This window comes from Hydrogenophilus hirschii (assembly GCF_054656675.1).
This window is the reverse complement of sequence record NZ_BAAHXQ010000001.1, coordinates 700,921-723,766: the sequence shown is the minus strand read 5'-3', so window position 1 is coordinate 723,766 and position 22,846 is coordinate 700,921. Positions and strand designations below refer to the sequence as shown.

General features: G+C 62.0%; 18 protein-coding genes. 15 read left to right on the top strand and 3 right to left on the bottom strand.

Annotation, left to right across the window (positions count from 1 at the left end; all coding sequences use genetic code 11):
- Nucleotides 1-70: 70 nt before the first annotated feature.
- The gene (gene mnmH, locus ACYQ4Z_RS03595; protein WP_219972440.1) at nt 71-1,171 is read left to right on the top strand and encodes a tRNA 2-selenouridine(34) synthase MnmH; all 1,101 of its coding nucleotides are present in this window, start codon (nt 71-73) and stop codon (nt 1,169-1,171) included.
- On the opposite strand, the gene ACYQ4Z_RS03590 is transcribed toward mnmH, so the two are convergent.
- Together ACYQ4Z_RS03590 and ACYQ4Z_RS03585 are read right to left on the bottom strand one after the other, a co-directional pair.
- The gene (locus tag ACYQ4Z_RS03590) at nt 1,146-1,739 is read right to left on the bottom strand and encodes a hypothetical protein (RefSeq protein ID WP_145981788.1); all 594 of its coding nucleotides are present in this window, start codon (nt 1,737-1,739) and stop codon (nt 1,146-1,148) included. The genes mnmH and ACYQ4Z_RS03590 overlap by 26 nt on opposite strands.
- Before the next feature lie 30 nt (nt 1,740-1,769).
- On the bottom strand, nt 1,770-3,236 hold the full coding sequence (locus ACYQ4Z_RS03585; RefSeq protein ID WP_459860058.1) for an NAD-dependent succinate-semialdehyde dehydrogenase: 1,467 nt from the start codon (nt 3,234-3,236) through the stop codon (nt 1,770-1,772).
- Nucleotides 3,237-3,348: 112 nt separating this feature from the next.
- Here ACYQ4Z_RS03585 and ACYQ4Z_RS03580 point away from each other — a divergent pair, with 112 nt between their 5' ends.
- Genes ACYQ4Z_RS03580 through minE form a run of 7 tightly spaced genes read left to right on the top strand, consistent with a single transcriptional unit; the run spans nt 3,349 to nt 12,125 of the window.
- Entirely contained in the window at nt 3,349-6,042 is a 2,694-nt protein-coding gene (locus ACYQ4Z_RS03580) for a bifunctional acetate--CoA ligase family protein/GNAT family N-acetyltransferase (RefSeq protein WP_459860057.1), read from the top strand.
- An 11-nt stretch (nt 6,043-6,053) separates the two neighbouring features.
- On the top strand, nt 6,054-6,914 hold the full coding sequence (locus tag ACYQ4Z_RS03575) for a D-hexose-6-phosphate mutarotase (protein WP_459860056.1): 861 nt from the start codon (nt 6,054-6,056) through the stop codon (nt 6,912-6,914).
- Between the two features lie 30 nt (nt 6,915-6,944).
- On the top strand, nt 6,945-9,302 hold the full coding sequence (locus ACYQ4Z_RS03570; protein WP_459860055.1) for a Tex family protein: 2,358 nt from the start codon (nt 6,945-6,947) through the stop codon (nt 9,300-9,302).
- Nucleotides 9,299-10,189 (top strand): Hsp33 family molecular chaperone HslO, encoded by an 891-nt coding sequence (gene hslO / locus ACYQ4Z_RS03565; protein WP_219972447.1) that lies wholly within the window; start codon nt 9,299-9,301, stop codon nt 10,187-10,189. Before ACYQ4Z_RS03570 ends, hslO begins: the two co-directional genes overlap by 4 nt.
- Before the next feature lie 9 nt (nt 10,190-10,198).
- Nucleotides 10,199-10,981, top strand: a complete 783-nt coding sequence (gene minC, locus ACYQ4Z_RS03560; protein WP_119334921.1) for a septum site-determining protein MinC — start codon at nt 10,199-10,201, stop codon at nt 10,979-10,981.
- Between the two features lie 24 nt (nt 10,982-11,005).
- Entirely contained in the window at nt 11,006-11,818 is an 813-nt protein-coding gene (gene minD, locus ACYQ4Z_RS03555; protein ID WP_179949085.1) for a septum site-determining protein MinD, read from the top strand.
- A gap of 10 nt (nt 11,819-11,828) precedes the next feature.
- Complete coding sequence (gene minE, locus ACYQ4Z_RS03550; protein ID WP_349497523.1) at nt 11,829-12,125, top strand: cell division topological specificity factor MinE; 297 nt, start codon at nt 11,829-11,831, stop codon at nt 12,123-12,125.
- Between the two features lie 56 nt (nt 12,126-12,181).
- On the opposite strand, the gene ACYQ4Z_RS03545 is transcribed toward minE, so the two are convergent.
- Nucleotides 12,182-13,978, bottom strand: a complete 1,797-nt coding sequence (locus ACYQ4Z_RS03545) for a methyl-accepting chemotaxis protein (RefSeq protein WP_459860053.1) — start codon at nt 13,976-13,978, stop codon at nt 12,182-12,184.
- A 77-nt stretch (nt 13,979-14,055) separates the two neighbouring features.
- Between ACYQ4Z_RS03545 and lysS the strand changes: the two genes are divergently transcribed.
- Genes lysS through mfd form a run of 7 tightly spaced genes read left to right on the top strand, consistent with a single transcriptional unit; the run spans nt 14,056 to nt 22,827 of the window.
- Nucleotides 14,056-15,561: a lysine--tRNA ligase gene (lysS, locus tag ACYQ4Z_RS03540; protein ID WP_459860052.1), complete on the top strand. Its 1,506-nt coding sequence runs from the start codon at nt 14,056-14,058 to the stop codon at nt 15,559-15,561.
- Nucleotides 15,562-15,573: 12 nt separating this feature from the next.
- Nucleotides 15,574-16,077, top strand: coding sequence for a 6-pyruvoyl trahydropterin synthase family protein (locus tag ACYQ4Z_RS03535; protein ID WP_197713786.1), 504 nt, complete (start codon nt 15,574-15,576; stop codon nt 16,075-16,077).
- Between the two features lie 42 nt (nt 16,078-16,119).
- Nucleotides 16,120-16,950, top strand: a complete 831-nt coding sequence (gene amrB, locus ACYQ4Z_RS03530; RefSeq protein ID WP_219972454.1) for an AmmeMemoRadiSam system protein B — start codon at nt 16,120-16,122, stop codon at nt 16,948-16,950.
- Between the two features lie 7 nt (nt 16,951-16,957).
- Nucleotides 16,958-17,572, top strand: a complete 615-nt coding sequence (gene amrA / locus ACYQ4Z_RS03525; RefSeq protein WP_219972455.1) for an AmmeMemoRadiSam system protein A — start codon at nt 16,958-16,960, stop codon at nt 17,570-17,572.
- The gene (gene amrS / locus ACYQ4Z_RS03520) at nt 17,572-18,642 is read left to right on the top strand and encodes an AmmeMemoRadiSam system radical SAM enzyme (RefSeq protein ID WP_219972456.1); all 1,071 of its coding nucleotides are present in this window, start codon (nt 17,572-17,574) and stop codon (nt 18,640-18,642) included. Before amrA ends, amrS begins: the two co-directional genes overlap by 1 nt.
- Before the next feature lie 38 nt (nt 18,643-18,680).
- Nucleotides 18,681-19,355, top strand: coding sequence for a hypothetical protein (locus tag ACYQ4Z_RS03515; protein WP_219972458.1), 675 nt, complete (start codon nt 18,681-18,683; stop codon nt 19,353-19,355).
- Entirely contained in the window at nt 19,345-22,827 is a 3,483-nt protein-coding gene (gene mfd / locus ACYQ4Z_RS03510; RefSeq protein WP_219972460.1) for a transcription-repair coupling factor, read from the top strand. The genes ACYQ4Z_RS03515 and mfd overlap by 11 nt, the downstream gene beginning before the upstream one ends.
- Nucleotides 22,828-22,846 lie beyond the last annotated feature (19 nt).

The window sequence follows — 22,846 nt, the reverse complement described above, 5'->3', positions numbered from 1 at the left end:
AGCTCGCTCCTTGAAAACACCCGTTCGAATTGCGCGATAATAGCACCCGAGTCCACTCCATGGTTCGCCAATGCCCCGCGAAACTGCCCCCCTCGTTTCGGTAGCGGAGATCGACGCGTTCGATACGGTGATCGACGCCCGTAGTCCCGCCGAATACGCCGAAGACCACATTCCCGGCGCGATCAGTTGCCCGGTGCTGGACGACCGGGAACGGGCGATCGTCGGTACGATCTACAAACAGCAGTCCCCGTTCGAAGCGCGGCGAATCGGGGGGGCGTGGGTGGCGAAAAATATCGCGCACCACATCGAAAACCAGTTTCAGGGCAAACCGCGTTCGTGGCGCCCGTTGGTTTATTGTTGGCGCGGCGGGCAGCGAAGCGGCGCGTTCGTCACCTGGCTGCGGTTGATTGGTTGGGACGCCGCGCAGCTCGAAGGCGGGTACAAGGCGTTTCGCCGTCATGTCCTAGCGCAACTCGATACGTTGCCGACTCGGTTGCGGCTTTTCGTGCTCGCAGGTCCTACGGGTTGTGGCAAGACGAAGCTGCTGCACACTCTGGCACAACTGGGCGCACAGGTGTTGGACTTGGAAGCGTTGGCGCGCCATCGCGGTTCGCTGTTGGGGCGAGCGCCGGACGGCGCGCCACAACCGACCCAGAAAGCGTTCGAGACGGCGCTCTGGTCCGCACTGCGCCGCTTCGATCCCACCCAACCGGTTTTCGTGGAAGCGGAGAATCGCCGCATCGGCACCTGCCACCTGCCTGAGACGCTGTGGCAGCAGATGCGCGCAGCGCCGCGCGTCACGTTGGAAGCCCCCATCGACGCGCGCCTAGCGCTGGTTCTGGCCGAGTATGGATTCTGGCGCCACGACCGCAAAGCGCTCAAAGCGCAGCTTTTGCGCCTCAAAGGGGTGGTCCCGAACGCCGTGCTCGCGCACTGGCAGCAATGGATCGATCGGGGCGATTTCGCCGCGCTCTACCGTGACCTGATGGTGCGCCACTACGACCCCCGTTACCGCAAAGGGCTTGCCACCTGGTCGGGCCCGATCGTGGCGCACTTTTCCTTTTCCACGCTCTCTGAGGCGACGTTCGCCGATTTGGCCGCGCAGCTCATCGCCATCGCCGCCTCTTTCCGACCAGTGGCGACTGTTACCAGAGAAACGTCACGCGCCTAAGGGGAGCTTGCGGCGTCACCTCGACCCAGCGATCCTGAGGGGGATATTCGACGACTGGGAGCGCAGAGGCGACCAACCGATAACGCCCTGTTGGCAACTGCGCACACCAAAGCGGCCCCAACCCGCCGCCTTGCCAAACCACCGCGCCGGAGTCGTTTTCGAGGGTCAAGGTCGCTTCAGCAAGGTAAGGGCGCTCCTTTTGCGCCCACTCGACGCAGACCGTAAAACGGTCTCTGAGCCGTTGTAACGCCACCCGCTCCTCCAAGCCGATCCCACCGGCACACCAAAAGAACGGGGTTTGCCCGCAACGAAGGGTCGCGATCGCCGCCTCGACTTCGGCTTCGGTAACCGTTTGCCGCCCCTCCCATTCCGCCGCAGCTTCGGCAGACAGGGTCGCGGAACCCTCAGCAAGCGGCGCAGCGCCGCGCGTCGAGGGCTCAAGACCCGATGCGGTGACACCCCCTGAGAACAGGGTCAAAACGAGCGCGCCCACCCAAAGGTCGCGCCAAGCACTGCCTCTGCTCGAACCGACCGATCCACACCCCACATTACGGCTCCTTTCCCTCATGGTTCCTCCCTTACTCGGGTTCTACAACGATCACACGCCGGCAAGACAGATCGCCTTCACCTCTAGGTATTCGTCGACCCCGTACTTCGACCCTTCGCGGCCAAACCCCGACTGTTTGACGCCGCCAAAGGGGAAAACCTCGCTCGAGATGATCCCGGTGTTGATCCCGATCATCCCGTAGTCGAGCTGCTCGGCTACCCGCCAGACGCGCCCCACGTCGCGCGCGTAGAAGTAGGCCGCAAGGCCATATTCGGTCGCGTTCGCAAGCGCGACGGCTTCGTCGTCGGTACGAAAACGGTAGATGGGCGCGACGGGGCCAAAGATCTCTTCACTGGCGATCGCCATCTCCGCGGTGACGTTCGTGAGCACCGTGGGGGCGTAGAACTGGTTGCCCAATTCCGTGAGCAGATGCCCGCCGCAACGTACTTGCGCCCCGCGAGACACCGCCTCTTCGACCAAGCGCGTCACTTTGGCGACTGCAGCTGCATCGATGAGCGGCCCCACTGCGACGCCCGCTTCCCACCCGGGACCGACGCGCAACTTGGCCACCTCCGCCGCGAACCGTTCCGCAAAAGCGTCGTAGATCCCCTCTTGGACGATCAACCGGTTGGCACAGACGCACGTTTGCCCGGCGTTCCGGTATTTCGACGCCAGCGCCCCGGCCACTGCCGCGTCCAGGTCAGCATCGTCGAACACGATGAACGGGGCGTTGCCACCCAGTTCAAACGAGAGGCGCTTCAACGTCGGTGCGCATTGCGCCATCAAGAGGCGACCGACTTCGGTCGAGCCGGTAAAGGAGAGTTTGCGCACGATCGGGCTCGCGGTGAGCGTCTCGCCGATCTCCTCCGGCCGACTGCCTGTGATCACATTGAACACCCCGGCGGGGAAACCGGCATCTTCGGCCAGCGCCGCCAAAGCCAGAGCCGTGAGCGGGGTTTGCTCCGCCGGCTTCACCACCACCGTGCACCCCACCGCAAGCGCCGGAGCCACCTTACGGGTGATCATCGCAGCGGGAAAATTCCACGGCGTGATCGCTGCGCACACCCCAACGGGCTGTTTCCACGCCATGAGGCGGCGATCCGCCTGCGGAGTCGGGATGAGATCGCCATAAACCCGTTTCGCCTCTTCGGCGAACCACTCGACGAACGACGCCGCATAGGCGACTTCACCCCGAGCTTCCGCCAGCGGCTTCCCACATTCGAGCGTGATCAATTGCGCCAGGGGTTCGGCGTTTTCGATGATGCGCGCATGCCATTGCCGTAACAGCGCCGATCGCTCTTTCGCGAGGGTATTTTTCCACGTCGCGAAAGCGTGCGCCGCCGCGTCGATTGCCGCCTCGGTCTCACTGCGTCCGCAATCGGCCACTTCGGCGATCGTTTCCCCTGTTGCCGGGTTCCGCACGGGAAATCGGCCCGATCCCGGATGCCACGCACCACCCCAATAGGCGTTCGTTTGCCAACACCGGGTTTGCGTCAAGTGGTTCAGCCATTCGTGCATCGTCATCTCCCTGGTCGTTCGAACGAATCGTTTGCGAATAAGTGGGATTGTACGCGCACAGAGTCGGTGCGATGCGGTACACTTCGCCGCAATGCCCTAGGAGAGTTTCGCCGTGCAGGAGAACCACTACTTGCAACCGTTGATCGAACCGCGCTCGGTCGCCGTGATCGGTGCTTCCGAACGTGCCGGGTCATTGGGTCGAACCGTGATCCGCAACCTGATCGACAGTGGGTACACCGGCCGCCTCTTTGCGGTCAACCCCAAACATAAAAAAATCTTCGACCTCCCCTCTTATCCGTCGATCGAAGAGGTGCCCCACCGCATCGATCTCGCGGTGATCTGCGTCGCCGCGGAAAAGGTGATCGCTGTGGTCGAAGGGTGCGGCCGAGCCGGCGTCAAGATGGTGGCGGTACTCTCTGCCGGTTTTGCCGAATCGGGCGCCCGCGGCGAACGGTTGGAGCGGCAATTGATCGAAACAGCACGTCGCTACCGGATGCGCCTGTTGGGCCCGAATTGTCTCGGTGTGATGCGGCCGCAGATCGGGCTCAACGCCTCATTTGCTCTGACCGCTCCGCTCAAAGGGTCGATCGGGTTCATCTCCCACTCCGGTGCGCTCTGTTCCGCGGTACTCGACTGGGCAAAACCGGCGGGGGTCGGATTTTCGGCGGTGGTCTCGCTTGGCGCGAGCGTCGATATCGACTTTGCCGAAGTGCTCGACTTCCTGGCGCAAGATTACCGCACCGAAGCGATCGTGCTCTACATCGAAGGAATCAAGAACGCGCGCCGCTTCATGAGCGCGTTGCGTGCTGCGGCACGCGTCAAACCGGTGCTGGTGCTCAAAGCGGGACGCCATCCCGAAGTGATGCGCACGATTCATCTCCACGCAGGCCATCAGCCAGGCGACGACAAAGTGTTCGACGCGGCCTTGCGGCGTAGTGGCGTGATTCGTCTTTATAACATCTCGCAGCTCTACGCCGCGCTCTCCGCGCTTTTTGCCCGACTTCGTCCGCGCGGCAACCGCTTGGCGATCCTCACGAACGGCGGCGGAATCGGCGCGATGGCTGCCGACCGCGCCGCGGACCTGGGCATTCCGCTTGCGGAACTCGGGGATACCACCCGCGAAGCACTCGACAAACTGCTGCCCCAGAACTGGTCCCACGCCAACCCGGTCGATATTTTGGGCGACGCCGACGCCGAACGCTACGGCGCTGCGTTTCAAACCCTTCTGGCTGCGAAAGAGGTCGACGGGATCCTGGTGATTCTCACGCCCCAGGCGATGACCGACCCCACCGCGGTCGCAGACCGGATCATCGCACTCGAAGCGAAAGCCGACAAACCGGTCGTCACCTGCTGGATGGGAGAGGCGCACGTCCAGGAAGCGCGGCAAAAATTCCAAGCGGCGGGGATCCCCACCTTCCGTGCGCCGGAACCTGCGGTCGAGCTCTTCTCGCACGTCTCGTCGTACTACCGAAACCAAAAACTGCTGGCGCAGACCCCCCCGCCGCTCACCCATTTCGAAGCGCCGCGCATCGAGAGCGCCGAACTGATCATCGAAGCCGCGCTCACCGAACGGCGGCTACGCCTCAACGAGATGGAGGCCAAAGCGGTCCTTTCTGCGTTTCGCATCCCGATTGCCCAAGCGATGCTGGCGCGCACCGTCACCGAAGCGATCGTGCTCGCCGAAGAGATTGGACTGCCGGTGGCGATGAAAATTCAGGCGAAAAACGTCATCGACAAAGCCGACAGCGGCGGAGTGCGACTCAACCTCACCACCATGGCGGCGGTACGCACCGCGTTTCAGGAGATCGTCGCCGAAGTGCAAAAAAATGCGCCTGAAGCGGAAATCGAAGGGGTAGTGATCGAACCGATGGTGATTCGTCGTTACGGCCGCGAGGTGATGATCCGCGTCAAACGCGACCCCGTCTTCGGGCCGGTGATCTACTTCGGCGAAGGGGGCAAACGGGCCGTTCCCGAAGAGGACATGTCGGTTGCGCTGCCGCCGTTCAACAAATACCTGGCGCACGACCTGGTTCGGTCGAGCCGCATCTATCCGATGCTGCAGGAGTGGCGCAACATGCCCGCGGTAGCGCTCGAACGGCTGGAATACGTCCTGCTGCGGGTTTCAGAAATGGTCTGCGAATTGCCGTGGATCGAATATCTGAGCATCAACCCGCTGATCGTCGACGAACACGACGCGATCGCGCTCGACGCCAAAATTTCACTCACCCCTACGAACCCGTCACAGGATCGCTACGCGCACATGGCGATCCACCCCTACCCGTCTCACCTCGTCCAACATTGGACGCTGCCTGACGGCACCGACGTGCTGATCCGCCCCATCCGGCCGGAAGACGCCGAACTGGAAGCGGAGTTCGTCCGCAACCTCTCGCCACAGACGAAGTACTTCCGTTTCATGACCACGCTCAACGAGCTGCCGCCCGCGATGCTCGCTCGGCTGACCCAAATCGATTACGACCGCGAAATGGCGTTCATCGCGGTCACGACACAAAACGGCAAAGAGATCGAACTGGGGGTGGCACGGTACGCGGTAAACCCCGACGGCGAAACGTGCGAATTCGCGATCGTCGTTGCCGATGCGTGGCAGCACCGGGGCCTTGCGCGCAAACTGATGCAGGTGCTGATCGAAACGGCACGCAACCGTGGCCTCAAAGAGATGCGCGGCGTCTTTCTCGCGAACAACGAACGGATGCTGCGGTTCGTCGCGAGTCTCGGTTTCACCCTCTCCGACGACCCCGAAGATCGAACGATCAAGCACGGTGTCCTTCCCTTGCAACCGCTGCATTGAGGCAATCGAAGATGACTCCGACCGCAATCACCACCGACCGCTGGTGCGGGCTCGACGTCGTGCGGCTTCAGATTGGCGGTGCTCAGGTCACGGTGAGCCACTGGGGCGCGCACGTGCTTTCCTGGATCCCCGCCGACGGCATCGAACGGCTCTACCTGAGCCCCAAAAACCCAGGGGATGGCGTTACCCCCATTCGCGGCGGCATCCCAGTGATCTTTCCGCAGTGGGCCGACCAAGGCCCCCGCACACGCCACGGGTTTGCGCGGCGCGTCCTGTGGCAGATGACAGAACAGAAACAAGACCCAGCGTTCGTCTTCGCAACGTGGCGGCTCACGCCGGACGCGCTCCCTGCGTCCTATCGTGACGAAATCCCCTCAGGCTGGTGGGCGGAAGTTACCGTAATGCTCTCCCCCGACCGCTTGGATGTCGAGTTGGCGGTAGGAAACGACGGAAGCACCCCCCTCTCTTTCACCGGTGGATTGCATACCTATCTGGCCACTCCGGAACTCGAACTTTCCCAACTCTCCGGTTTGTACGGGCTCACCTACCAGGACGCCAATGCCCAATGGCAAGCGGTCAAAGAGACCGCGCCCGAACTGGTCGTCGATCGCGCGGTGAACCGCGTCTATCCAGCGCCTACGCGCGCGCTGCTCTGGAAAAGTGGCAAAGTGGCCACGGGCATCGACCAAGCGGGCTTTGCCAATCTCGTCGTCTGGAACCCCGGGGAACACCACAACCTGGCCGATCTGCCCGCAGATGGGTTTCGGCGTTTCCTTTGCGTCGAAGCGGCGCAACTCACCGCACCGATCACCCTTGACCCCGGAGCCGAATGGGCAGGACGGCAATCGCTCGTCGCCCTTCCCTCGCTATAATCGCCCCTTGCCTGGATCGAACCGAATACCATGACGACGACACACTTGCCTTCGATCGAAGCCCGTATCGCCGAGCGGATTGGCGTTTCGCCGCACCAAGTGATCTCCGCGGTGCGGCTGATGGACGAAGGGGCAACGGTTCCCTTCATCGCCCGCTACCGTAAAGAGGCAACAGGAGGATTGAGCGACGCGCAACTGCGCGAAATCGAAACCCAGCTTCTGACGCTGCGGGCGCTCGAAGCGCGCCGCGAAACGATCCTCAACACGCTGCGCGAAGCGGGCCATCTCACGCCCGAACTCGAAGCGGCCGTCATGTCGGCTGAGACACGCCAGGCGCTCGAAGACCTCTACCTGCCGTACCGACCCAAACGACGCACCAAGGCAAGTATCGCGCGCGAAGCCGGATTGGAACCCCTTGCCGACCGGCTCATGGGCCGAGTCGAAACCCCGCCGGAAGTGCTCGCCGCACCGTTCGTCGCTCCGGAAAAAGGGTTTGCCGACGCCGCTGCGGCGCTCGAAGGGGCCCGCGCGATCTTGAGCGAACGCCTCAGCGAAGACGCCGCTTTGTTGCAACCGTTGCGCGAACGGTTCTGGAGCGAGGCGGTGATCCGGTCGCGGGTGCTCGATTCCAACGCCCCGAACGCCGCAAAATTTCGCGACTGGTTCGCGTTCGAAGAGCCGATCCGCTCTATTCCCTCACACCGCGCATTGGCGCTCCTACGCGGGCGCAACGAGGGGGTGCTGCACCTTGCCGTCGATATCCCTACCGCGGAAGACCAGCCCCATCCCTTCCTGGCGTGGATCGCCCGTCGGATCGGGTGGGATCGACTCGACGACCCGGCAGCAGCGTGGCGGACCCAGACCCTTGCGCGCATCTGGCGCACCAAACTCCACCCGCAACTCGAACGCGACGCGCTCAACCAGATGCGTGAAAACGCGGAACGGGAAGCGATCCGCATCTTTGCGGCGAACCTCAAGGAGCTGCTCCTTGCGCCGCCTGCCGGCAACCAGGTCGTGATGGGAATCGACCCGGGCATTCGCACCGGGATCAAAATCGCGGTGATCGACGCCACCGGCGCCGTCGTCGCCACGGAAACCTGCTACCCGTTCGAACCGAAACGCCACGTCGAGCCAACACTTGCGCGCCTCGCCGAATTGGTAACGACACACCGAGTGCAACTCATCGCAGTCGGCAACGGCACCGCGAGCCGGGAAACCGAAAAGCTGATCGACACACTCCTTGCGCGTTTGCCCCACGACGCACGCCCCATGAAGTTGATCGTTTCGGAAGCGGGCGCTTCGATCTATTCGGCCAGTGAACTCGCCAGTGAAGAGCTCCCGGAACTCAATGTCAGCCTCAGAGGCGCGGTCTCGATCGCCCGCCGCGTGCAGGATCCCCTGGCAGAGTTGGTGAAGATCGACCCGAAATCGATCGGTGTCGGGCAATACCAACACGACGTCGATCAAGTGGAACTCGCGCGGATGCTCGACGCGGTCGTTCAGGACTGCGTCAATGCCGTAGGGGTAGATCTCAACACCGCCTCGCCCGCGCTCCTCGCCTACGTCTCCGGGCTCAATCGCACGCTAGCGCGGGAGATCGTCGCGTGGCGCACCCAGCACGGCCCCTTTCGCAGCCGCGCGCAACTCCTCGAAGTGCCCCGGCTGGGCCCAAAAACCTTCGAACAGTGTGCTGGTTTCTTACGCATTCGCGACGGAGACGAACCGCTCGATGCCTCTGCCGTCCACCCCGAAGCCTATCCGCTGGTGGAACGGATACTCGCGCGCATCCAGAAAACGGTGAAAGAGGTGATGGGGCGAAGCGACTGGCGCAACGCGATCGACCCCAACGAATTCACCGACGCGCAATTCGGCCTCTTTACCGTGCAGGACGTCCTCGAAGAGCTGGCAAAACCGGGGCGCGATCCACGCGGCGAGTTTCGCACCGTCCGCTACGCCGAAGGGGTCGAATCGCTCGACGACCTCCAAGAAGGGCAGTGGCTCGAAGGGGTGGTCACCAACGTCACCCATTTCGGCGCATTCGTCGATATCGGCGTGCATCAAGACGGGTTGGTACATGTCTCCGAACTTGCCGACCGCTTCGTCAAAGATCCGTTGACCGTCGTCAAACCGGGGCAAATCGTTCGCGTACGGGTGCTCTCTGTGGACAAAGCACGGCAGCGCATTGCGCTCTCGATGCGTGCCCAACACGAACGTAGCGGGAAACCCAACAGTGTCCCCTCCGGCACGACCGTAACAGCGCACAACGGCGCGCACAACCGTTCCCGTACCGCCACACCTGCCAAACACAACCCCACTCGACCCCAAGAACCGGTAACGGCGCTCGCGCTGGCCCTTGCCCGCGCGCAACAGGAGAAATCCGCGCGATGACCCCAGAATCGACCGATTGCGTGACCCCTTTCCTACTCGAAAATACGGACATCCGTGGCGCCCATGTGCGACTGACCCAGGTGTGGCAGCGCGTTTTGGCGCACCGTCGTTACCCTCCGGCGATTCGGCGCGCCCTTGGGCAACTCACCGCTTTTGCGGCGCTCCTATCGGCACGCCTCAAAACCCCCACGCGGATCACATTGCAGGCGCAGGGAAAAGGGCTCGTTCCGCTCGTGGTCGTCGATCTTTCGCTCGAACGCGAGCTGCGTGCCGTCGCGCAACGGCGCGACGAAGCGATCCCGATCGCCGACGACGCGGAACTCCGCGAACTGTTGGGCGAAGCGGCGCAACTCGCTCTGATCATGGAACTGCCCGCGACGCATACCCCGTATATCAGTATCGTCCCGTGGGAAGGGACGACCCTCAACGACGCCCTGGAAGCGTTCCTTGCGCAATCGGATCAACAGCCCACGCGGCTTTGGCTGAGCGCCGACGACCAGACCGCAGCCGGCCTGATGATCCAGAAATTGCCCACCGCAGACGAAAAAGACCCCGATGGTTGGCGGCGTACCGTTCTTTTAGCCGAAACCTTGCGCGAAACGGAACTCGTGCAACTCGACGCCAGCACCCTTTTGACGCGGCTCTTTGCCGAAGAGACCATTCGCGCATTCCCCTCGGTGCCGATCATACCGTACGACCGGGTCGAACCCGAACGGATCCAACGGCTCTTGCGTTTGATCGGACGTGACGAAGTGGAGGCGATGTTGGCTGAACAGGGTGTCGTGGAGATCCACGACGAACTCTCAGGACACACCTACCGGCTCGAGCGCAACGAAGCGCTTGCCGCGTTCGCGAACGACCTTCCCTCTTCCCCTCGCATTCATTGAGGTATTGCGATGCCGGAACCGATCGTCCGCTTCACTCCGACGAACCTTGCCGGTTTCGTCGTGACACTCGCCGCAACCAGCCCCGCCCGTTTGGCAGACGAACTCCACAAGGTGTTCGCTGGCGCCAACCGCTACTTTGCTGGCGAAGTGGCGGTGCTCGATTTTAGCGAAGTGCCCGAGTGGCCCACTCAGGTCGATTGGGCGGGAATCGCTGCGTTGATGCGCCGCATCGGTCTGCAACCGGTTGGGGTGCGCAGTGTTCCGGAATCGTTTCATACGGCGCTTGCGCGCACCAACCTGGCGCTGCTCGATGCCATTCCTGCGGAGCGTACCGCCTCCCCAATGCCACAAGCCACTAGAGCGGTCACACCCGAATGGAATGGCCCGCTTGCGGCAACGCCTGAGGGAGCGAAAGCAGAACCCAGCGAATCGCCCACGAGCGCCACGCGTATCATCGACCGTCCCGTTCGCTCCGGGCAGCAGATCCATCATCCCGACGGCGACGTGATCCTCATGAACGGAGTCAATCCCGGTGGCGAAGTGATCGCAGGAGGGCACATCATTTGCTGGGGGCCCCTTGCCGGGCGAGCGATCGCAGGCGCGTATGGCTTGGAATCGGCACGTATCTTCGCGCAGCGCTTCCAACCCGAGCTCGTCGCGATCGCGGGGATCTTCAAAACCTTCGAACAGGGTGTCCCTTCTGCCTTTTCGGGTAAGCCCGTACAGGTCCGCTTGGAACCCCAATCAGAAAAAACGGAAATGCGGTTACAATTCGAAATCATCGAACCCTGAAATTGAATTTACGGATCGAACATCATGCGCATCGTCGTCGTGACCTCGGGGAAAGGGGGCGTAGGAAAAACCACCACCAGCGCCGCGTTCGCTACCGGCTTGGCGTTGCGCGGGTACAAAACGGCCGTGATCGATTTCGACGTCGGGTTGCGTAATCTCGACCTCATCATGGGTTGCGAACGCCGCGTCGTCTATGATTTCGTGAACGTCATCCAAGGAGACGCGAAGCTCCACCAAGCGCTGATCAAAGACAAACGGGTCGAATCGCTCTATATCCTACCCGCTTCGCAGACCAAGGACAAAGAAGCGCTCACCGAAGCGGGCGTCGAAGCGGTGATGCACGAATTGCAGCAGATGGGCTTCGATTTTGTCGTCTGCGACTCGCCCGCCGGAATCGAGCATGGCGCGTTGATGGCGATGATGTTTGCCGACGAAGCGATCGTCGTGACCAACCCGGAGGTCTCTTCGGTGCGCGACTCCGACCGCATCCTGGGATTGTTGCAGTCGAAGACACGGCGCGCGATCGAAGGCCGGGAACCGATCAAAGAGCACCTTTTGATCACCCGGTACAACCCGAAACGGGTCGAAGAGGGCGAAATGCTCTCTTACAAAGACATTTTGGAGCTTCTGCGCGTCCCCTTGATCGGTGTGATTCCCGAATCGGAAGGGGTGCTGCACGCTTCCAACCAGGGCGAACCGGTGATCCTCATCAAAGAGGACAAGGCGGCTCAGGCCTACGACGACGTCGTCGGTCGTTTCCTCGGGGAGAACCGACCGCTGCGCTTCACCACCTACGAAAAACCGGGGCTATTGAAGCGCCTACTGGGAGGTGGTTGAAATGGCTGGGTTGTCTCTGCTCGACCGCTGGTTGGGGCGCAAACCGCGCTCGACCGCAAGCATCGCCAAAGAGCGGCTCACCATGGTTTTGATGCGGGAGCTGCCCGAAGGACAAGCGAGCTCTCCTGAAGAAAGCGCGCGCCTGCAACAACTTCAGGAAGAGATCCTGGCAGTCGTCGCAAAATACTACCCGGTTGACGCCGACGCGATCAAAGTTCATCTCGAGCGCAAAGAAAACGTCGAGATGCTCGAAGTCAATATCGCGCTCAACGAACGTTCCCGATCACAAGGGAACACGAACCCATAAAAAAGAGGCTTCGCAGCAAGCAGTCTGCAAAGCCTCTTCTGCCTTCAAACGGTGCTTCACGCGGCTTTCGTGCGTTCTTCGACCAAAACCGAGATCGGCATCCCTACCCGCACGTTGCCCCACAAGCGACCATTGACGTAAATCGGCATCGCGATATCGGCAAGGATTTCGCCCGTATCGCGCCGGTAGGTCTGTAGTAGAATCGGCCGATCGTTTTGCGCGGCGCGCAACTCGTGATGGTTGGTGAATTTCCGATACGTCCGATTCCCCACCAGGTCTTTGGCTGGGTCGCCAGTGAGCGGTTGGCTGAATTTTTTGTTGTGCGCAGAAAGATAACCATCGGTATTGACCGCAACGGCAAAGACCGCGTTAGGGATACGGGACAACGTCTCATCGAGGAGCCCTTGCGCCCGCCTTACGAACTCATCGCTCCACTTCAATTTGAATTTGGGCGGTTCGCAATTGAGGTAGGGTTGGTAGTTGCGATCGAAAATGTCGATGCCCTCTGTCGCCATTTCCGTGAGAATAGCTTGGACACGATCGCGGAAGCGCCGCGTCTCAGATACCGCGTGGTCCAATCGCCCGAAACCAATACGGTAGCGAGAAAGCAGTTCGAGCGTTTTCTCCGTTCGTGCTTCCAGCTGCTCCATATGCTGGCGGCTGGTGTCGATCACTTGGGTGACTGCTTCGCTCGCCTGCACGATTTCCTTCACCTGTTTCGCGGCGTCCTCGTTGGCCACGCTCATCGTCTTCGAGGCGTCGACGATCTCGTCGAGGGCAACGCGACTCGCGTTCAACTCCGCTGCCATCGATTCGAAAAGCGTATTGGTCGCTTCGATGTCCGCTTCGGTCTGACGGACACGATCGACGATCGTCTCCCCCTGAGCTTGCGTCTTCTGCACCTCGGTAAGCATTAAATCGAGATCGCGGTAGATGTCGCTCGTCGCGACATTGACCCGCTCGGCGAGTTTGCGCACCTCATCGGCGACCACCGCAAAGCCACGCCCCATCTCCCCGGCACGTGCCGCTTCGATCGACGCATTGAGCGCCAATAGGTTCGTCTGATCCGCGATGTCGCGGATCAGGTCGGCGATTCCGCGAACTTCCTTGGCACGCGCCATGATCTCCTCCACTTGCCCATTGAACGCGGCCACGCCTTCGCGCGCCACCTTCACCTTCGCCACGGAACCACGCAGCGCTTCGACCGCTTCGGCTACCCGATCCAAATTGCGATGCATCATTTCGTCGAGATGTTCCGTCTTCGCCAAGACCGAACGATTCGCCGCGACGATTGCTTCGCTTGCCCGTTGCGCATCGGCTGCTGCGTTGCGCTGAGCTTCTACCCGTTTCGCCGCCGTTTCGATTTCGTGTTTGGTGACGACGGTTTCTTGACCGGTTTCGAGTCCCGAGGCCCGCAGATCGACGATCATCTGCCGCATCCGCTTCGCGAACGCGTTGTACGCGCGCGCGAGTTCGCTCAGCTCGTCTTGCGACAATTCGGGCAAATCGATCGAAAGATCTCCGAGACGCCGGTCGTTGCCCAACGTCTCGAAGATGTGCGTCATCGTACGCACCGGACGCACGATGAGATAGCGCAGGTACCAGACCAGAAAAACGGCGTACAGCAGGAGTGCGCCCCAAAGCCCCCAGAACCACGGCGTGACCTCGGCAAAGATTTGCGATACCTGCGCGGCTTCGACACCCGCCGCAACCAAACGAGACTCCAGCGCGGTAAACAACCACCAAAACCCACCCGCAAAGAGGGCAACCGAAACGATGCTCGCGAGCTTTTTGGTGAGCGTATTGAAGAAGGTTGCCTCAACCCAGCGATAGAGACGCCAAAAGAGTTCCATCTCACACCTCACTTTGCGCAAAGGGGCGCCGCGTGCGACAATTCGCGTCGGTCTCTTTTCCCGGAATGGTTGGCACGATGAACGAATCCACCGCTCAACACGAACTCAACACCGTGATGGAAGAGCGCCGGCGCAAACTGGCTGCGTTGCGTGAACAGGGCATTGCCTACCCCAACGATTTCGAACGTCTTCATTATGCCGCAAAACTGGCGGAGGCCTACGAGGAAAAAAGCCAGGAAGAACTGGAGCAATTGTGCGTTTCGGCAGTCGTTGCCGGCCGCATCATGCTCAAACGGGTGATGGGCAAAGCCAGCTTCATCACCCTTCAGGACATGTCGGGCCGCATCCAGGTCTATGTCGCAAGGGATTCCGTCGGTGCGGACCGTTACGCGGACTTCAAACATTGGGACATCGGCGATATCGTTGGCGTTTCGGGGACGCTCTTCAAAACGCGCACCGGGGAACTGACCATCCACGCCGAATCGATCCGGTTGCTGACGAAAAACCTGCGCCCGCTTCCCGACAAGTACCATGGGATCGCCGATCAAGAACTCAAATATCGGCAACGCTACGTCGACCTCATCATGAGCGAAGAGACACGGTTGCGGTTCGTTGCGCGCAGCCGCCTCATCCAGGCCATCCGCAACTACATGGTCGAATATGGGTTCCTCGAAGTGGAGACGCCGATGCTCCACCCGATCCCTGGCGGCGCGAACGCGCGCCCGTTCGTCACCCACCACAACGCGCTCGATATGGCGATGTATCTGCGCATCGCGCCAGAGCTCTACCTCAAACGGTTGGTGGTGGGCGGCTTCGAGAAGGTCTTCGAAATCAACCGTAACTTCCGCAACGAAGGGTTGAGCCCGCGCCACAACCCGGAATTCACGATGATGGAGTTCTACGAAGCGTACGCCGACTACCGCAAAATCATGGACTTTACCGAAGGGTTGCTGCGCCACGCCGCGCGGGTGGCACTCTGCAGCGAAACGTTCGTCTATCAGGGGCGCACCCTCGACCTTTCTCGCCCCTTTGCGCGCATGACGATCGTCGAAGCCATTCACCACGTCCATCCCGGTTGGTCGGTGGCTCAGCTCAACGACCCCGACTGGTTACGCGCAAAACTCCACGAATTGGGAGTCGAAACCCGCCCCGAGCAAGGGGTGGGCGCGCTGCAACTGGCGCTTTTCGAAGAAACCACCGAAAGCGAACTCTTCGACCCCACCTTCATCGTCGACTACCCCGCTGAAGTCTCACCGCTGGCGCGACGCAGCGACACCAACCCAGAGATCGCAGAACGGTTCGAACTCTTCATCGCCGGGCGCGAGATCGCCAATGGTTTTTCGGAACTCAACGACCCCGACGACCAAGCCGAACGCTTTCGCGCCCAAGTGCGCGCCAAAGAGGCGGGGGACGACGAAGCGATGTATTTCGACGCCGACTATATCCGCGCGCTCGAGTATGGCCTTCCCCCCACGGGCGGTTGCGGGGTAGGAATCGACCGTCTGGTGATGCTGCTCACCGATTCGCCGAACATTCGCGACGTGATCCTCTTCCCCGCCATGCGGCCGGAAGCGCATGGCTGAAGGGACTGCATCGTGACACTTGAACGGCAACCGGATCTGCCCCCTGGCGTTGAAGCCGAATTTGCGATCACCCGGCGGCTCGAGTTCGACGCTGGCCACCGGATTCCAGACCACAGGAGCCTCTGCCGCCACGTCCATGGCCACCGGTACGTCCTCGAATTGACGCTCGTCGGCATGCCCGACCAAACGCCGGGGTCTCCCGAACGGGGAATGGTGATGGATTTCGGCGACGTCAAGCGAATCGCGTGGGAGCAACTCGTCGGCCACTGGGACCATGCGTTCCTGGTGTGGAACGAAGACCCGGTTGCCGACGCAATTGATGCGGTATTGCCAAACCACCGCACCGTGCGTCTCGATGTGATCCCGACCGCAGAGAACCTGGCGCGCATTGCATTCACTACCCTAGCACCCCATTTCCGCGCGCGTTACGGCCGCCATTTGCGTCTGGCGCGCGTCCGTCTGTACGAAACCCCCAACTGCTGGGCCGATTATCCGCTGGAAATCGGCGCGCATTAGCACTATATTGATTCGTATCCCAGCCTTAGGATACGAAGCGCGATGCATCAAAGAGCAACGACCCGGCAACCTGCTGTAAGCGGGCTCTTCTACCCTTCCGACCCAACAACGCTCGCAGCGCAAATTACCGCGTTTTTGCGGCGAACCCCTCCCGTTCCACGGTCCGACGTTCCGCCCAAGGCGTTGATCGTCCCCCACGCCGGTTACGTCTATTCGGGGCCGATCGCAGCGCAAGCCTATCGATTACTCATCCCGTTTGCCGACCGCATCCGGCGCGTGGTGCTCTTCGGTCCAGCCCACCGGGTCCCCGTGTTGGGTCTGGCGCTACCGGAAACTTCGGCTTTCCGAACGCCACTCGGTGACGTTCCAGTCGATGTCGCAGCCTCCGCTGTTGCGCTACAGCATCCCGACGTCGAACGGAGTGAGCGTGCGCACCTGCTGGAACACGCGCTCGAGGTCCAACTCCCGTTCCTGCAGCAAATCCTCGACGATTTCGCGATCGTCCCGTTCGTCGTCGGCTGGGTTGAACCGCACAAAGTGGCTGAGGTGATGACGCGGTTGTGGGGCGGGCCGGAAACCCTGATCGTGGTGAGTTCCGACCTCTCCCATTACCACCCCGACGTCGAGGCGCGTGCGCTCGATCAACGAACACTGCAACGCATCCTGGCGTTCGATCCGACGTTGGAGCCCGACGACGCCTGCGGCTCGACCGCGATCGACGCGCTGCTGATCGCTGCCAAGCAGCACGGTCTCACCCCGGAACTGATCGCGTACGGCACGAGCGCCGACACGGAAGGGCCACGCGACCGCGTCGTCGGTTACGCCAGTGTCGCGTGGTTTCCCGCACACGGCGCCGCCACGCACCTGCATTGAGGAAAAAATGACCGCGAAGCCAATCGCCGACGCCCCCACCATCGACGACTCACTCGGGTATGCGCTGCTTGCGCATGCGCGTGCCGCGATCCATCACGCACTGACGGGCGAATCACTGAGCGTGGCGGAAGACCCACGACTCGACACTCCTGGCGCGACCTTCGTCACGCTCACTCAGAACCACCAACTCCGAGGGTGCATCGGTTCTCTGGAAGCCTACCGCCCCCTTCGCGAAGACGTGCGCGCCAACGCGCTCGCTGCCGCGTTCGAAGATCCCCGCTTTCCGCCCCTCTCGCGCCACGAATGGCCGGCGATCACGCTGGAAGTCTCGTTGCTCTCCCCACCGGAACCCCTCACATTCACCGACGAAACGGCGCTGATTGCGCAACTGCGCCCCCACCAGGACGGATTGATCCTCGCGGCAGGCCCCTACCGCGCCACCTTTCTGCCCCAAGTTTGGACGCAACTTCCCGATCCGAAAACCTTTCTGGCTGCGCTCAAACAGAAGGCGGGGCTCGACCCCTTTCGTCCGGTACCGGGGCTCAAGGCTTGGCGCTACACCGTGACCGCATGGCACGAACCCGCGCACCGTGAAACCGGCGCACCGCAAGGAGCACCTTGATGAGTCACCCAGCGCAATTTTGGCGACCGCTTGCCGATGGTCGTCTGGAATGTACCCTCTGTCCGCGGCGGTGTAAATTGCGCCCGAGACAACACGGCGCATGTCTGGTGCGTGCCAACGACGCCGGGCGCATGGTGCTCACCACCTACGGCCGCTCTACCGGTTTTTGTCTCGACCCGATCGAGAAAAAACCCCTCAACCACTTCTACCCCGGTACCGCCGTGCTCTCTTTCGGCACCGCGGGCTGTAACCTGGCATGCAAATACTGTCAGAACTGGTCGATTTCCGCTGCGAAAGCGCTCGACGCGACGATTGGCGACGAAGGCACCCCAGAAACCATCGTCGCCGCAGCGAAAGCCACGGGCGCCGCGGGCATCGCCTTTACCTACAACGACCCGATCATTTTTGCAGAATATGCGATCGATTGCGCGCGTGCCGCACACGAAGTGGGGCTCTACACCGTTGCGGTGACGAACGGCTATATCGAGCCCGAAGCGTATGCTCCGTTCTTCAGTGTCATGGATGCCGCAAACGTCGATCTCAAGGCATTCACGGAACACTTTTACCAACGCTATTGCGGCGGCCACATCGAACCGGTCAAAGAGACCTTGAAATACCTCGTCCATCACACCACGGTCTGGGTCGAGGTCACCACACTCATCATACCCACGCTCAACGACAGCGACGACGAAATCCGCGTGCTCGCCCGTTGGATCCGCGACGCATTGGCGCCCCACGTTCCGCTCCACCTCACCGCGTTTCACCCCGATTTCAAATTGCGCGACCTTCCCCCCACCCCGCCGCAAACGCTCCAACGCGCCCGGGCGATTGCCAGGGCGGAAGGATTGTGGCATGTCTATACCGGGAACATCTGGGATCGCGAGGGCAGTACGACCTTCTGTCCCGGGTGCGGCGCGGCACTGATCGCCCGTGACGGCTATGCGATCACCGCCTATCGCCTCACCCCCGACGGCGCTTGCCCCGACTGCCACCGACCTTTGGAAGGGCGTTTCACCCGCACGCCCGGGCACTTCGGCAATCGGCGCATCCCCATCCGGCTGACTGCGTAAACAAGCGGGTTGGAGACACCGTCCGTTTGGAACCCGCGATGAAACGACACCGCCACCTGCCCGTTGGGATCAAGATCGAGCGCAGACTCTGGCTCGATGCCGAGCTTGCCTATCACGATGAATGCCACGGCTTGGCGCTGCTTTTCGACCCAACCGTCGTCCCGCGGTGGATCGACCTGCCTCTCTACGCCCTTGTCGAACCCCTCAAAGCACAAGGATGGGCCACGCTCACGGTTGCGCTCATTCCCGCGACAGAAGCCGCGCACAGCGAAGAGCGCAGTTTTCAGATCGCCGAACTCACCGAACGGTGCCACAAGACCTTGGAATGGATCGACCACCAACCCTTCCTGGCTCCGATTACCGACCTTCTGGTCGCAGTCGGTTGGGGCACTGCTGCCGCAGCAGCGATGCGGCTCATCGATCACGCCCCGGCGCGCTTTCGCGCGCTCTCGGCCCCCTTTGGGCGGCTCGATCTGGCGGGCGCGTCGGTCTTGCGCCAGTGGGATTTGCCGATCCAGCTCGTTACCGCAGCAAACAGCAACCTCAACCAGCCCAATCAGAGCGCTTGGGCATTGATTCCTTCCCCGCACAAGGTCTGGATGGAAATCGAAACGGATACGGATCCCGAAATGGTCTCACCAGAAGTCGCAGATCGCGTCGTCACCCTCGTCTCCGAATGGCTGGGCGGTATAATCCCCGCCCATGATTCCTGACTCCTTTCATCTCCCGAAAGCGGGGCAACGGGCGAAACTGCCGCTCCCCTTCCCTGGGCTGGTTGCCCCCTACCTCGCGGAATTGAAGCGCCGCACGCGCGCACCGTTCGTCCTTTTGGCAGCGAATGCCGCCGAGACGCTCCGGATCCAAGCCGAACTCACCTTTTTTGCGCCGGAACTCCGCGTCAGCCATTTTCCCGACTGGGAAACGCTGCCTTACGACCCCTTTTCGCCCCACCAAGACCTGATCTCCGAACGGCTCGCGACGCTCTTTGCGATCACGCAGCAGGGGGTCGACATCGTCGTGACTTCGGTGGCGGCGGCGCTACCGCGACTTACGCCGCCTGCGTTCGTTGCCGGGCGAATGTTTCGCACCCGCAAAGGGGAAACGCTCGATCTGGCGGCGTTCAAAGCCCAATTGACCCTGGCCGGATACGAACCCGCGGCCCAGGTGCTTCGCCCCGGAGAATTCGCGATTCGCGGTGGGATCATCGACCTCTACCCGATGGGCGCAGCGCTCCCCTATCGGATCGAACTCTTCGACGACGAAATCGAAACCATCAAAACGTTCGACCCCGACACCCAGCGCACGCTCTACCCGGTGGAGGCGATCGAACTCTTGCCGGCACGCGAGTTTCCCACCGACGACGAGGGGCGCACGACCTTCCGCCGCCGTTTTCGCGAAACCTTCGAGGGCGATCCCAGCAAAGTGGCCCTGTACAAACAGGTCAGTCAGGGGTTGCTGCCCGCCGGGATCGAATACTATCTGCCACTCTTTTTCGACGAAACCGCCACCCTCTTCGACTATCTGCCCGACGCGCTCTGGGTCACCCTGGGTCCGGTTGCCGAAACCGTCACGGCCGATTGGCAAGAAGCGCTCGACCGCTACCGGCTGCTCAACACCGACCCGGATCGCCCGCTGCTGCCACCAGAGGCTTGGATGTTGCCGCCCGAGGCGTTTCACGGTCGGCTCTCTGCCTGTGCGCGGATCGACCTCTCGCTTCCCGAACGCGCTGAAGACGAGCTTCCCCCGATCGCCCTCGATGCGCGCGCCGAACAACCGGCTGCTGCATTGGCCGCATGGCTCGACGCCCACCGCGACTGGACCGTGCTCCTTGCCGTTTCCAGCGAAGGGCGCCGTGAAACGGTGCGTGAGAAATTGCGCGCGGTGGGCTGGGAACCGAGCGACGTGCGCGAGTGGGAAACTTTCCTGGCAGAAAGACCGCCACTCGCGCTCACGGTCGCGCCCGTGGAAAACGGCTTTCTCGACGCGGAACGGCGCCTCGCCTTTTTCGGTGAAGCGGAGCTCTTCGCGCATCTGGTGCGGCGCAAAGGAGGGACGAAACGCAAACACGCCGCACACGATCCCGAGGCGTGGATTCGCGACCTCACCGAACTCACCCCCGGTGCCCCTGTCGTGCACCTCGAACACGGAATCGGACGCTACCGAGGCCTCGTGCGCCTTGCCGGCCCTGAGGGTGAAGCGGAATTCCTCCACCTCGAATATGCGGGGGGCGCCGCGCTCTACGTCCCGGTGACCCAACTGGCGCTCATTGGCCGCTACCTGGGAACCGACCCCGAAACGGTGCCGCTTCACGAACTCGGTTCCGGTCAGTGGGAAAAAGAGAAACGCAAAGCGGCGGAAAAAGCGCACGATACCGCGGCAGAGCTCCTGGCGCTCTATGCTGAGCGGGCCGCGCGCGGTGGCGAACGGTTCGCATTCGACGCTGCCAGCTATGAAGCGTTCGCCGCGGGCTTTCCCTTTGAAACCACGCCCGATCAACAAGCCGCGATCGACGCGGTGATCGCCGACCTTACCTCTGGCAAAGTGATGGATCGGTTGGTGTGCGGCGACGTCGGTTTCGGGAAAACCGAAGTGGCGCTCCGCGCCGCGTTCCTTGCCGCGATGAACGGCCGCCAGGTGGCGATCCTCACCCCAACCACCTTGTTGGCTGAACAGCACACCCAAACCTTTCGCAACCGCTTTGCCGGTTGGCCGCTCCAAATCGCCGAGCTCTCGCGCTTTACCAGTAGCAAAAACCAGAAAGCGACGTTGGCGGCGCTTGCCGACGGCACCGTCGACATCGTCATCGGCACCCATCGCCTCATTCAGCCCGACGTGCGGTTTGCGCGGCTCGGCTTGGTGATCATCGACGAAGAGCATCGCTTCGGCGTGCGCCAGAAAGAGGCGCTGCGTACCTTCTGCGCGCACGTCCATACCCTTTCCCTTTCGGCCACACCGATTCCCCGCACGCTCGGGATGGCGCTCGAAGGAGTGCGCGACTTTTCGGTAATTGCCACCCCCCCGGCGAAACGGCTTGCGGTCAAAACGTTCGTCGTCAAAAAGAGCGACGCGCTCATTCGCGAAGCCGTGGCGCGCGAACTGCGGCGTGGCGGTCAAGTCTTCTATGTGCACAACGAGGTGCGCACCATCGGCAATGCGCTCGAAGCGTTGCAAAAATTGCTGCCCAACGTCCGGATCGGCGTCGCGCACGGCCAAATGAGCGAAATCGAGCTCGAACGGGTGATGCGCGACTTCATCCACCAGCGGCTGCAGGTGCTTCTTTGCACCACCATCATCGAAACCGGTATCGACATCCCCAACGCGAACACCATCCTGATCGAACGCGCCGACCGCTTCGGCCTGGCGCAACTGCACCAATTGCGGGGGCGGGTCGGTCGCAGCCACCACCAAGCGTTCGCCTACCTGATGCTCGACCCACACATCAAGCCGACCGCTGCCGGTGCGCGGCGGTTGGAAGCGATCGCGCAGGCGGAATCGCTCGGCGGCGGTTTCACCCTGGCGATGCACGACCTGGAGATTCGTGGTGCGGGCGAAATTTTGGGCGAAGCGCAATCGGGTGCGATCGAATCGGTCGGATTCGCGCTCTTTACTCAGATGCTCCAAACAGCGGTTCGCCGCCTCAAAGCGCAGAACGCGACGTCAGAAGCGCCCGGTAAAGCGGCACAGAGCGATGCGTCTGCCTCAGAGTCGCTCCTTGCTGCGTTTGCGGTAACCACCGAAATCACGTTGGGCGAACCGGCGCTGCTCCCCGAAAGCTACTGTCCGGACATCGCAGTGCGCCTCGACCTCTACAAACGGCTCGCCGACGCTGCCGACGACGAGGCGGTCGATGCGCTCAAAAGCGAACTGATCGACCGCTTCGGGCCGCTGCCACCGCAAGCCGTTGCGCTCATCGCGACCCATCGGCTGCGCATTCGGTTGCTCCCGTATCGGGTAGCCCGCGTCGACGCCAACGCGCAACGGATCCTGGTGCGATTCGCCACCGATGCCCCCGTAGACCCGGCCAAAGTGGTCGCGCTCATCCAAAGCGACCGAACGGTGCAGATCAAAGGCAGCGACACCTTGGTCCGAACCGGCACGTTTCCCACGCATGCCGAGCGCGCCGCGGCCGTTGAGCGCCTGGTGCAATCGGTAATGGCCCAAACCAATCACGCCACAATTGCGTAAAATTGCCCTTTTGCCGTGC